Source organism: Haloplanus sp. C73 (genome assembly GCF_051195115.1).
Classification (GTDB): Archaea; Halobacteriota; Halobacteria; order Halobacteriales; family Haloferacaceae; genus Haloplanus.
Genome location: NZ_JBNTJZ010000004.1, coordinates 260,591 through 272,251, shown reverse-complemented (window position 1 = coordinate 272,251; position 11,661 = coordinate 260,591). Strand labels below are relative to the sequence as shown.

The 11,661-nt window shown below is 66.3% G+C and carries 12 protein-coding genes and 2 pseudogenes; 6 read left to right on the top strand and 8 right to left on the bottom strand.

What is annotated here, in order from left to right:
* Window positions 1-1,049 (bottom strand): annotated as a pseudogene (locus ACQUSQ_RS09780) (hypothetical protein); the annotation flags it as partial.
* 277 nt (window positions 1,050-1,326) lie between these two features.
* Window positions 1,327-2,112, bottom strand: a complete 786-nt coding sequence (locus ACQUSQ_RS09775) for an SIMPL domain-containing protein (protein ID WP_435068681.1) — start codon at window positions 2,110-2,112, stop codon at window positions 1,327-1,329.
* A 155-nt stretch (window positions 2,113-2,267) separates the two neighbouring features.
* Between ACQUSQ_RS09775 and ACQUSQ_RS09770 the strand changes: the two genes are divergently transcribed.
* Window positions 2,268-3,791 carry an amidase gene (locus ACQUSQ_RS09770; RefSeq protein WP_435068679.1) on the top strand — a complete coding sequence of 508 codons (1,524 nt, stop codon included), beginning with the start codon at window positions 2,268-2,270 and terminating at the stop codon, window positions 3,789-3,791.
* An 86-nt stretch (window positions 3,792-3,877) separates the two neighbouring features.
* The gene (locus tag ACQUSQ_RS09765; protein ID WP_435068677.1) at window positions 3,878-4,195 is read left to right on the top strand and encodes a cupin domain-containing protein; all 318 of its coding nucleotides are present in this window, start codon (window positions 3,878-3,880) and stop codon (window positions 4,193-4,195) included.
* Here ACQUSQ_RS09765 and ACQUSQ_RS09760 read toward each other — a convergent pair.
* From ACQUSQ_RS09760 to ACQUSQ_RS09750, 3 genes are all read right to left on the bottom strand, one after another.
* Window positions 4,192-4,704: a gamma carbonic anhydrase family protein gene (locus ACQUSQ_RS09760; protein ID WP_435068676.1), complete on the bottom strand. Its 513-nt coding sequence runs from the start codon at window positions 4,702-4,704 to the stop codon at window positions 4,192-4,194. The two genes, ACQUSQ_RS09765 and ACQUSQ_RS09760, sit on opposite strands and share 4 nt — an antisense overlap.
* A gap of 42 nt (window positions 4,705-4,746) precedes the next feature.
* Window positions 4,747-7,341 carry a heavy metal translocating P-type ATPase gene (locus ACQUSQ_RS09755; RefSeq protein WP_435068673.1) on the bottom strand — a complete coding sequence of 865 codons (2,595 nt, stop codon included), beginning with the start codon at window positions 7,339-7,341 and terminating at the stop codon, window positions 4,747-4,749.
* Window positions 7,342-7,430: 89 nt separating this feature from the next.
* Window positions 7,431-8,012 carry an AsnC family transcriptional regulator gene (locus tag ACQUSQ_RS09750; protein WP_435068671.1) on the bottom strand — a complete coding sequence of 194 codons (582 nt, stop codon included), beginning with the start codon at window positions 8,010-8,012 and terminating at the stop codon, window positions 7,431-7,433.
* 128 nt (window positions 8,013-8,140) lie between these two features.
* On the opposite strand from ACQUSQ_RS09750, the gene ACQUSQ_RS09745 reads away from it, so the two are divergent.
* Together ACQUSQ_RS09745 and ACQUSQ_RS09740 are read left to right on the top strand one after the other, a co-directional pair.
* Complete coding sequence (locus ACQUSQ_RS09745) at window positions 8,141-8,338, top strand: heavy-metal-associated domain-containing protein (protein WP_435068669.1); 198 nt, start codon at window positions 8,141-8,143, stop codon at window positions 8,336-8,338.
* Window positions 8,339-8,490: 152 nt separating this feature from the next.
* Window positions 8,491-8,937 (top strand): annotated as a pseudogene (locus ACQUSQ_RS09740) (hypothetical protein); the annotation flags it as partial.
* Window positions 8,938-8,959: 22 nt separating this feature from the next.
* Here ACQUSQ_RS09740 and ACQUSQ_RS09735 read toward each other — a convergent pair.
* On the bottom strand, window positions 8,960-9,454 hold the full coding sequence (locus ACQUSQ_RS09735; RefSeq protein ID WP_435068667.1) for a DUF309 domain-containing protein: 495 nt from the start codon (window positions 9,452-9,454) through the stop codon (window positions 8,960-8,962).
* An 83-nt stretch (window positions 9,455-9,537) separates the two neighbouring features.
* Here ACQUSQ_RS09735 and ACQUSQ_RS09730 point away from each other — a divergent pair, with 83 nt between their 5' ends.
* Both ACQUSQ_RS09730 and ACQUSQ_RS09725 read left to right on the top strand, forming a co-directional pair.
* Window positions 9,538-10,002 (top strand): hypothetical protein, encoded by a 465-nt coding sequence (locus ACQUSQ_RS09730; RefSeq protein ID WP_435068665.1) that lies wholly within the window; start codon window positions 9,538-9,540, stop codon window positions 10,000-10,002.
* Window positions 9,999-10,856: a succinylglutamate desuccinylase gene (locus tag ACQUSQ_RS09725; protein WP_435068663.1), complete on the top strand. Its 858-nt coding sequence runs from the start codon at window positions 9,999-10,001 to the stop codon at window positions 10,854-10,856. The genes ACQUSQ_RS09730 and ACQUSQ_RS09725 overlap by 4 nt, the downstream gene beginning before the upstream one ends.
* Here the strand turns inward: ACQUSQ_RS09725 and ACQUSQ_RS09720 are convergent.
* Window positions 10,799-11,248, bottom strand: coding sequence for a UPF0179 family protein (locus ACQUSQ_RS09720; RefSeq protein ID WP_435068661.1), 450 nt, complete (start codon window positions 11,246-11,248; stop codon window positions 10,799-10,801). The genes ACQUSQ_RS09725 and ACQUSQ_RS09720 overlap by 58 nt on opposite strands.
* A 25-nt stretch (window positions 11,249-11,273) precedes the next feature.
* Window positions 11,274-11,654, bottom strand: coding sequence for a DUF5820 family protein (locus tag ACQUSQ_RS09715; RefSeq protein WP_435068659.1), 381 nt, complete (start codon window positions 11,652-11,654; stop codon window positions 11,274-11,276).
* Window positions 11,655-11,661: the final 7 nt, after the last annotated feature.

The following is an 11,661-nucleotide window of genomic DNA, read 5'->3' as shown; positions in this document are numbered from 1 at the left end:
TCGAGGTCGTCCGTCCCTTCGAGCGTGAACGTGAAGGTCCCGGTGTTGAGGTCCGAGAGGTCCACGTCGTAGGTGACCTCATTGTCGCTACCGACGTCGCCCGCGGTGCGCGTGTCACCGTTCGTGACGGCGGTGCCGGTCACGTCGAGACCGTCCTCGTTCTCGACGGTGAGTTCGAGGTTTTCGGCGTTCTCGTAGTTCCAAGCACCGACGACCGTGAGGTTGCCGGAGCCGGAGGAGTCGTCGCCCTGCGGGACGGACCCGCCGGCGATGTCCTCACCGTACTGGTTCTCGATGTCGAGCGTGGTGACTCGCGGCGTCTGGACGGTCACGCCGGGTGCGCCGGCGCTGCCGTTAGTCGTGTAGCGACCAGTTGCCTGGTCCTGCGGGATGTCCGGCGTTTCGAGGGGGACGCCCTCGGCGTCACCGGCGGTCTTCACGACGCCACCGGAGATGTTGCCAGCCAGCTCGATGCTGGATTCGCCCTGGAAGACGGTTGCGCCGTCGTAGACGACACCGTCACCGTCCTGCGTGTCGAACGGACCCGTACCGCCCGGACCCGCACGAGTGAACGTGCCGGTGTCGGTGATGGTGATACCCGATGCGATGGCCGTGTTGATGTTCTGGCCACCGCTGTCTTCGATCTTGACGTTCAGGTTAGTGGTTCGGTCCGCGGAGACCGTCGGGTAGGACACTTCGAGGTCGGAGATGTCGAAGTACGCCGACTTGTTGGAACTACTCGGGCTGGCCGTGAACGTCAGGTTACCGTTCTGGACGTTCACGTTGCTACTACTGATGTTGCTGCTGACGCCGCTCGTGCTCTGAATCTGCGGCGTTCCATCAGTAGTGCTCGTGAAGTAGACCGTGAACGTGACGGTCTGCCCAGAGTTGTTGTCGTTCAGTTCGTCTGCCGTGAAGTTCGCTTGATGCGTGACTGTCGTCCCTTCATCAACCGACCCACTTGGGGACAGGCTGGTGTTGGAGACGCCAGTTGCCGCGGCAGCAGTGCCCGTGAACGCCACGGTGCCAGCGAAGACGCTGAACACCATGAGCGCTGCAAGGATTACTGCGCGCGCTTTATCGTTATAGTCTGTCATGTTTGTTGCTATGTTCGCAGTGACATTCCCGAGGTCGCTCCTCTTTCCTGTCGATTCGTGGTCTGGACTATCCAGCCACAGGTAGGGGTACATCGAACCCAACGTGCGACCCCGGCAAATACTTTGTGTCTAATCACACTTTCAACTCGTCTCTCGGACCGGATATCAAGCCCTAACGCGTGGTATTTGTCAACATGGAAAAAGCGGGTCGAATTCGAGATGGCCGCCGTTACGCTGACGCCGTCTCGTTCGTCGGTTCGGCTTCGTAGACTACCTGCACTCTCGTCGTGACGGTGACGGAGCCCGATTCGAAGTCCGAGTCGGGGGCACCGGTCGACATGGGCGTCGCCGTCTCGGTAGCGTAGCGCTCGTCGGCGGGCCGCGGTGCGCCGCTATCGCTCGTCTGAATCACTCGCACGCCGGTCACGGTCAGGTTCGCGGCGCCGGCGAGCCCCCGTGCCTTCGAGCGAGCGTCCGCCATCGCGGCACGCCGCGCCCGGTCTTCGAGTTGGCGTCGGCGGTCGGTCGAGAGTCTGAAGGACACGTCGTTGACCTCGGTCGCTCCGTTCTGGACTGCCGTGTCGACGATTGCGCCGGCGCGGTCGGGGTTAGACACCGTGATTTCGAAGTCGTGCGAGGCGCGGTATCGCACGGGTGGCTCCTCGCCGTCCTCGCGGGGCGGACGGCGGTCCTGATAGATGTCGTAGCGGACGGTCGTAATCTGGTCGTCGTCGACGCCGATGTCTTCGAGCGCGGTGCGCATCCGCGACGTGTTCTCGGCGAGTCGCTCCCGGGCCGTCGCCGCGTCGGGACCGATGGCGACGGCGGCCACGCGAACGACTGCCTGATTCGGCTCGGCGTCCGCGCTCCCGCTCCCGGCGACGCGGATGGTGCTCGACTCGTTCGCTGCCGATTCTCCAGTCGACGCCGCGGGTGACTGTCCCGTGGTCGCCGAACAGCCGGCAATCACGAGCAGGACGGCGACGCCGACTGCGATTGCAGTCTGTCGTTGCATCACGCTCGACGTCTCTCTCGCCGCCAGTAAATGTGTCATGGAGACACAAACGACCGTTTGAGAGACGACAGTTACAGATGAACTGAAATAATCCAAACGAACGTTTCTATCGAAAGCAATTTATTGGACAAATACAGCTATTATCTCGAAATAGCGTGTCATACAGATACCCATCTCGCGACGAGTTGCTAGAGATTGCAGCAGACGCACACATACCGCTCAACGAGAGCGAACTCGACGACTACGCGACGCTCGTCGCGGATACGCTCGACATACTGGAAACGGTCGAGGAGATGGCCGAACCGCAGTTCGACCCCCACGACATCGCGTATCCCGACCGCCGAAACGCTCGCCGACCGGCACCGGAGGCGAACCCGCACAACGCGTGGATTACCAAAGTCGACGTCGACGGTGCGGCCACTGGCCCACTCGCGGACACGACGGTCGGTCTGAAGGACAACATCGCGCTCGCGGGCGTCGAGATGACGAACGGGTCGCGGCTGCTGGAGGGCTACGTCCCCGAAATCGACGCGACCATCGTGACCCGGCTGCTGGATGCGGGTGCGACCATCGAGGGCAAACTCAACATGGAGAGTTTCGCGTTCTCGGGGTCGAGCGACACCTCCGACTTCGGAACCGTCACGAACCCGCGAGCGCCGGACTACATCGCCGGTGGCTCGTCGAGTGGCAGCGGGGCGGCCGTCGCCGCCGGCGACGTCGACATCGCCATCGGCGGCGACCAAGGCGGCTCGATTCGCATTCCGTCGTCCTGCTGTGGGATTGTCGGCATCAAGCCCACGACGGGACTCGTGCCCTACACGGGGATTTTCCCCATCGACAGCACGCTCGACCACACGGGTCCGATGGCCGAAACGGTCGACGAGGTGGCGGCCGCGCTGGAAGTGATGGCCGGGCCGGACGGCCTCGACCCCCGACAGCCGGCGGGCCTCGACACCGAGCCGTACACCCAAGCGCTCGTCGACGACATCGAGGGGCTGACCGTCGCCGTCCTCGACGAGGGGTTCGACCGCGAGGAGAGCGACCCCGAGGTGGACGCGACGGTTCGCAACGCCATCGAGACGCTCGAACACCTCGGTGCGGAGACGGTCTCTGCCTCCGTCCCTCGGCATCTTGACTCCCTCGCGCTCTGGATGGCCATCGCGGGCTACGGCGGGATTCAGACCCTCAAGCAGGGCGGCATCGGCTCGCTACTCGACGGCTGGTACGACACCGGTCTCGCGACCGCCTACGACAAGTTCCGGAAGAGTCAGGGACACGACTTCCCGCCGTCGGTCAAGGCGACGTGGCTGGCCATCGAGTACGTCGACCGCGAGTATCAGGGGAGCGCCCTCTACGGCAAGGGCCAGAACATCACGCTCGCGATGCGACAGGCCTACGACGAGATACTCGACGACGCCGACCTCATCGCGATGCCGACGGTGCCCATCAAGCCGTTCGAAATCGACGCTGACCTCTCCCGTGTCGAACGCATCAGACGGTCGCTGGTCACCTCGCTGAACACGGCGCCGTTCGACCTCACACACCATCCGGCCATCTCGGTTCCCTGTGGGAACGCTGGCGACAGGCCGGTGGGTCTGATGCTCGTCGGCGACCACTTCGACGAGGCGAGTGTCCTCCGTGCCGCGTACACCTACCAGCAACACACCGACTGGTTCTGACGCCGTCCCCTTATTATAGTTACTCGCGCGTGCGAACGACGACTGGGAGCCGAGCCTTTTTGCCCGCGCCGACACAGCCTCGGAGTATGTCACACGCGCTCGTCGACTACCACGACGTCGACTCGGTCGGTGGCGGACTGCACTTCCTGCGTGACGCGCTCGACTGCTCGAACCTCGGCGTGTCGGTGCTGGACGTCGACGCCGGCTGGAGCGGGAAACCACACGACCACGCCGACGACGGCCAAGAGGAAGTGTACGTTCTCATCGAGGGGGCGGCGACCGTCACCGTCGGCGACGAGACGGTACGGATGTTGGCGGGCGACGCGCTCCGCGTCGACCCCGAGACGACCCGGCAGATAGACACCGAGGAGTCGTCGCTGTTCGTCATCGCCGGCGCGCCCTAACGCTCGTCGACCACTCGCGACGAGTCGGCGTACTGGCTGCCGCGCATGACGTACTCGTCGGCGGCGTCGGCCCCGAGTTCGGGGTCGTCCAGTTCTTTCACTACCTCGGCGGGCGTCCCCGCCACGAGCGTTTCGGGCGGGACATCTGTCCCTTCAGTTACGACACTTCCCGCGGCGACGACGGCGCGTTCGCCGATAGTCGCGTCGTCGAGGACGACGGCGCCCATCCCGACCAGCGCCTCCTCTTCGACCGTCGCGGCGTGGACGATGGCCGAGTGGCCGACCGTCGCCCGCCGGCCGAGGACCGCATCCTCGTGACAGACGGCGTTGTCTTGGACGTTCGCCCCCTCGCGAACGACGATGGGGTAGTGGTCGCCGCGGAGGGTGACGTTCGGCCAGACCGACGCGTCGCGTTCGATGGTCACGTCGCCGATGACGACCGCCGCGGGGTCGACGTAGGCGTCCTCGTGAACGGTCGGTTCCATGCCACCGACGGCTCTGAGCACCATGCGCGCGGTTTCGCAACAGGGGGATAAAGGGACTGCGGGCGGTCAGCGCAGGCGGTCCAGCAGTCGGTAGTCGTGGTCCGGCGTGTACCGCCGGAAGAGGAGGCTGTTGGTCAGGACGGAGACGCTGGAAATCGCCATCGCGCCCGCGGCGAGGACCGGCTGGAGCAGGCCGAGCGAGGCCAGCGGTATCATCGCGGTGTTGTAACCGAGCGCCCACACGAGATTCTGCCGAATCTTCGCGAGCGTCGCCGCCGAAATCCGGATGGCCTTCACCACGTCCAGCGGGTCGTCACGCATCAGCGTTACGTCCGCCGCCTCGATGGCGACGTCCGTCCCGCTCCCGATTGCACAGCCCACGTACGCCACCGCGAGCGCGGGCGCGTCGTTGACGCCGTCGCCGACCATCATCGCCTGCCGACCCTCCGCTTGAATCGCTTCGACGGCGTCGGACTTGTCTTCGGGCAACACCTCAGCGCGGACGTTCTCGGGATCGATGCCGACCCGTTCGGCGACGGCGCGGGCCGTTCGCTCGTTGTCGCCGGTGAGTAGCATGACCTCGATACCTCGCTCGCGGAGCGCGCTCACGGCCGCCTCGGCGCTCTCTTTCACCGTGTCGGCGGTGGCGACGACGCCGAGGAGTTCGCCGTCGCTCCCTGTCTCACTGGGCACGCGACCCACCAGCATCGCCGTCTTCCCCTCGCGTTCCAGTCGTTCCATCGTCTCGGCGGCGGGCGCGGGGTCGATGCCGTTGTCGCGGAGGAGTTTCCGGTTGCCGACGAGAACCTCTCCGTCCGCAACCGTCGCCCGAACGCCGTGGCCGGGGACGTTCTCGAAGTCGGTGGGGTCGCCCACGTCGAGGCCGCGGTCTTCGGCGCCGTCGACGATGGCGCGGGCGAGTGGGTGCTCGCTCCCGCGCTCCGCCGTCGCCGCGAGGCGGAGGACGTCGGACTCGTCCGTCGCGGTGTCAGCGTCGACCAGTCGGCCACCGTCCGCGGCCGCCCGGTCGCCCAGAGCGACCACGTCGGTCAACTCCATCTCGCCTCGCGTCAGCGTCCCCGTCTTGTCGAAGACGACGGTGTCGACGTCTTTCGCGCGTTCGAGAACGTCGCCTCCCTTGAACAGGACGCCGTGTTGGGCGCCGATGGTCGTGCCCACCATCGTCGCGGCGGGCGTCGCCAGCCCCAGCGCGCAGGGGCAGGCGATGAGGACGGCCGAGGCGAAGACGATGACGGCGAACTCGAAGACGGAGACTGTACCGCCGGCGACGACGGGGCCGCCCGCGACCAGTCCGAGCGCCGGTACCCACGAGACGGCGCCCGCGAGGAGTTCGGGAACGAGATACCAGACGACGCCCCAGAACAGGGCGTTCGCGATGACCGCGGGGACGAAGTACGCGGAGATGCGGTCGGCGAGGTTCTGGATGTCGGGCTGGCGGGACTGGGCCTCCTTGACCGTCCGGACGATTTGCTGGAGCGCCGTGTCCTCGCCGACCTTCGTCGCCTCGATTACGAGGACGCCGTTCTCGTTGATGGTCGAGCCGACCACCTCGTCGCCCGATTCCTTCTCGACGGGGACGGACTCGCCGGTGACCATCGATTCGTCGACTGCCGACCGCCCGTCGACGACGACGCCGTCGGTCGGCACCTTCTCGCCCGGCCGGACCTTCAGTCGGTCGCCGACGGCGACGTCTTCGAGCGGAATCTCCTCCTCGGTGCCGTCGTCACGGACGACAGTCGCCGTCTCGGCCTCCATCTCCAGCAGTTTCCGAAGCGCCTCGCCGGCCTGCCCCTTCGACCGGGCTTCGAGGTAGTTTCCGAGCGTGATGAACACGAGGATGAGCGCCGCCGTGTCGAAGTAGCGGCCCCCGGCTATCAGGTCGAAGAGGACGGCCACGGAGTAGACGTACGCCGTCGACGACCCCAGCGCGATGAGGACGTCCATGTTGGCGCGGCGGTTCTTCGCCAACGCCGTGTAGGCGTTCTTGTAGAACGGCCAGCCGAGGACGACCTGTACCGGCGTCGCGAGGGCGAACTCGACCCACTCCAAATCGACGCCAAAGAGGCTATCGGGGACGGCGGTTCCTCCGAACAGGAACGTGTCGGCGAGAAAGACCAGCAGGGGCGCGGCGAGTGCGGCCCCGAACAGCGTCAAGCGTCGATGCCGCCGAATCTCCTCGGCCCGAGCGGCGTCGCGAGCGTCCGCCCCGCCCCCGTCGCGTTCGCGGACCGGCGAGTACCCGGCGTCCTCGATGGCGTCGTACAGCCGTTCGACTGTCGTGGCCGCGGGCACGTAGGTGACCTGTGCCTCGTCGGTGGCGTAGTTCACCTCCGCGTCGACGACGCCCGCCGTCCCTTCGAGCGCCGTCTCGGTGGTGTCGGCGCAGTTCGCACACGACATGTCGGTGATGGCGATGCTCGCCGTCTCGGTGACGACGCCGTAGCCGGCGTCCTCGATGGCGTCGACCAGCGCACCGACCGACACGGCGTCGGGGTCGTACTCGACGCTCGCCTCGTCGGTGGCGTAGTTCACCTCCGCCCCGTCGACGCCGTCGAGGGCTTCCAGCGCCTCGCCAACCGTCGCCGAGCAGTTGGCACAGGACATCCCCGTGACGTCGAGGTGGATGGTTCGGGTGCTCATTGCGTGTTGATACGGGTCCCTCGTTTAGTTCGCTTGCGCCTTCGAGAGCCGGTGTCTGCGGGTTCGCATACGTTCGATTCGAAAGTCAATTACGCTCCCTCCGACAGGCGCTCGTACCGCTCTTCGAACTGGCTTCGACAGGAGGGGCAACAGAAGTGGTAGATGTCGCCGTCGATGCGTTCGGACTCCCCTTCGCTGTCGACGGTGTTGCCACACTCGACGCAGGTGACCGCGAACGACGTGCCGTCGAGCGAGGGCGTCCACTCGGTGTCGTCGACGAGCGTCACATCGTAGTCGATGTCGCCGACGAGCGACTCCACCCACTGTCGGACGCGCTGACTCTCGGCGCGTCCATAGAACCAGACTGCGCCCTCGGCGGTCACGAACACGTGTTCGACGCCGTCGGCGTCGGCGAGTCGGTCCCGGAGGTCCTCGACGGCGTCCCCGTCGTTCGACAGTCGGACGAACACCGGCACGCCGGCGCGAAGCACCGACCGGTCGACGTCGACGGTGAACCCCTCGATGATGCCGGCTTCTTCGAGTCGCGTCACGCGAGCGGAGACGGCGGGACCGGAGAGACCGACTTCGTCCCCGATGGCGCTGAACGGGCGGCGCGCGTCCTCGGCGAGGAGCGACAGAATCTCGACGTCCGTCTCGTCGAAGTCGTGCATACGTGTCCGTACCGACTGGACGGGCAAAATTCGTCCGGCGCCGACTTTCGATTCCGAAGTCGGGTGGCCGCGAGATTCGGAATCCAAACAGAAACGCACAGAAAGGCGTGTCCCGTATCGTGGACCGTATGTCACGGACGCTCACCGTTACTGGGATGTCCTGTTCGCACTGCGAGGAGACGGTCGAAACGGCACTCGAAGACGTCGCGGGCGTCACCGGCGCGAGCGCCGACCACGAGTCCGGGACGGTGACAGTCGACGGCGAGGCGGATGCCGACAGCCTCGTCGCCGCCGTCGAGGACGCGGGTTACGAGGCGTCGGCGTAGGCCCAACCTGTCGCCACAACAATCATAATCCTGTCCCGCGTCTCGCGGGGTATGCCACAACGAAACACGCTCGAAACGGAGATACTCGGTCGGTCCGGTTCGACTACGCCGAGCACTGGGTCGGCTACTCGCTCTTTCTCCTGCGGCTGGTGATGGGCTGGACGCTCTTTCAGGGCGGCATCACGAAGGTCATCACGCATCTGGACGCCAACCCGGCAAACGACTGGACGGCCGCGGGCTATCTGATGAACGTCCCCGCGGGCAACCTGCTGATGGGCGTGTGGGGGAACTTCGCCGGCAACCCGCTCATCGACGCGCTGAACATGTGGGGGCTGACCCTGACCGGATTGGCACTCATCCTCGGCGCGTTCGTCCGTTGGAGCGCGTTCTGGGTCGCAGTGATGATGCTGTTTTACTGGCTGGCCTCGCTAACGGGCGGGCTGACGGCCGGGTTGCCCGTCGCCCACGGGTGGGTCGTCGACGACCACATGGTGTACGCCGTCTTCCTGTTCGGCCTCGGTGCGTTCGGCGCCGGACGGATTCTCGGCGTCGACGCCTATCTCGAACGACTGGACCTCGTGCAGTCGAACCCGTGGCTAGTATTTCCTCGGCTGACGGCGGTCACTCCAGCGTCTCGGCGTACGCGAAATCGGCGTCGAGGGCGTCCGGTCGCTCCCCGTCGAGTTCGATTCGCCACCCCTCCAGCACCGCCGGGTCGTCGAGTGCGGCGTCGAGGGTGGCTTTCACGTCCCGAACGTCGACGCCGTAGTAGTCGTCGGGGACGCCGTGGAGATACTGGAGCGCCGTCTCGAACAGCGAGCGCATGCCGTCGTCGTTCTCGAAGTCGAAGTGCTTGTACGCGCCCGCCGCCACCTGCACCATTCCGTGGAGGAAGGCGCTCTCCGTCGACCCGCTGCCGTAGTTGTACCACTCGTCTTCGAAACAGTCGTGTGATTCGTGGAACGCGCCCGCGTTGTAGAGGCGGACGCCGTGGACGACGGCCCGCCGAAGGGTTCCGTGCTCCCAGCCGTTCGAGGCGCCGCGGTCTGCCCGCCACCCGGTCGGGTCGCCCGACGACGGCGGGCCGACGGAGTAGTCGCGGGTGTGGTCGTCCATGCAGGCGTTAGCCGACCCACCGGCGTAACGTCTGCGGTGCCCCCAAACCCAAGTTCGGGGCGTTCGTACCAGTTCGCGTGTCCGTGGACGCCCCCGATCCCGACGCCGTCCGCGCGGCCGTCACGACGAGTCCCGTCGACGACGCGTTCGCGGAACTGGACAGCATCTGTCGGCGGTACGAGGACTCGCTCACGCTGGAGATTGCGGAGGAGACGTATGCCGACGTCGCGCGCGGCGTCGACACCCTGCAGACGGCGACGTGTTACGTCGACAGCGAGCTATCGGCGCTCAAACGCCGGTTTCCGGGGACGGTGTTCTCGAAACTGCCGGCCGAGTACGACGCCTACGAGTTGACGACCGACGACGCCACGCTGCGACTCAAATTCGGCCAGTCACACGCCGACCGGCGGCCGGTCGACGCGCCGTACGAGTCGGTCACGATTGCGGTGCCGACGGGGGATGCCTACTTCGAGCGGGTGTACGAGGCGTTCACGAGGCGGAGTGACACGGAACGCACTTCAACGCCGACGGCTAGAGACAGACAATGAGAGTTCGAGAGTTCGGCGACGCCCCTGACGTGGCGGTGGTCGCCGGCATCCACGGGGACGAACCCTGTGGCCCGGATGCGGTCGAAGCGTTACTTGACGACCCACCCGACTTCCAGCGCCCGGTGAAGTTCATCATCGCCAACGAGCGCGCTCTCGAACGCGGCGTGAGGTACGTCGACGAGGACCTCAACCGGGCGTTCCCCGGCGACCCCGAAGCCGAGAGCCACGAGCGGCGGTTGGCTCACCGACTTCTGGCCGAACTCGACGGCTGTACGACGCTTGCCCTCCACTCCACGCAGTCGTACCCCCATCCGTTCGCGCTGGTCGACACCGTCACCCCCGAGACGGCGGAGGGCTGTGCCGCGCTCCCCGTGGACGCCGTCGTCGAGACGGCGGACTACGCCGACGGGCGCCTCATCTCCTACCCCGGCACCATCGAAGTCGAGTGTGGCCTCCAGTGGTCGGAGACGGCGGCGGCGAACGCCCGCGAACTCATCACGGCGTTTCTCGCCGCGACGGGCGTGCTCCCCGCAGACGAAGGGCACGACCACGACGACGTGCCGGTCTTCCGGCTCACGGGGAAGGTGTCGAAGGCACCCGCGTCGACTCACGAGGTGTTCGTCGAGAACTTCGAGCGCGTCGAACCGGGCGTGCCCTTCGCTTCGGCGGACGAGACGGAACACGTCGCACAGGAGCCGTTCTATCCGATTTTGATGTCTGCGGAGGGATACGAGAACGTCTTCGGGTACGCGGGCGAGCGCGTCGGTCGGCTGGCGGAGTTCGAACCTGACGCGAGTCAGGACTCCGGCGGCGCGAGTTCGACGAGCGTGAGGTCGCGGTCGAGCATGCAGTAGTCGTGGGGCGGGTCCCCGACGACCTCCTCGATTCGATACTCGGTGTCGAAGTCGGCGCCGTCGGGGACGCAGTACGTGTGACTCGGACAGTCGGTGTACGGACACGACCCCGCGAGCGTCGCTTTACTCCCGGCGTAGGCCGTTTTCGACGGGACGTTCGCGGGAATCGACGCCGGTTCGACTTCGACGGCGCGAACGCCGCTGTCGTGGACCGCACAGTCGAGTGTCTGGGCGTTCTCGCGAACGTCCGTGATTCGATACCGGGTCCCGGCGTCGAGGTCGAGACACTGACTACGGTACGGACAGCCCTCGCACGCGCTGGACTCGCCCCGGAAGACGAACTCGCGGCCGACCTCGGCGAGGCGGGTCCCGATGAGTGTGACCTCCGACATAGACGGGCGTTCTCGGGCCGGGTGGTTAAGCCTCGCGACCGACGAGTTCGTCGAGGCGGTCGAAGTAGTCCTCGCGAGGCACCTGATAGGCGGCCCGGTAGTCCACCGCGCCGCGGGCGAACTCGCTCGCGACGTCGATGGCCGTCTCGATGCCCGCCTCTCGCGTCTCGGCCGTCTCGACCCGCGCGTCGACCTCCGGTTCCAGATACAGCGTGACCGTCCACCCGTCGCTTTCTCCCGTCCCGGGGCGCCGACGCGGCGAACCGGGCGAGAGATAAATCGTCGGGAGACAGGCCGCCGGGAACGCCTCCGTGTCGAACACGTCGGGACGGTAGGCGAGAATCGCCCGCCCGCCCGACTCCTCGTGCCAGACGGTCCACCCGTCGGGGAGCGTCTCGAAGCTCATGCCTTAG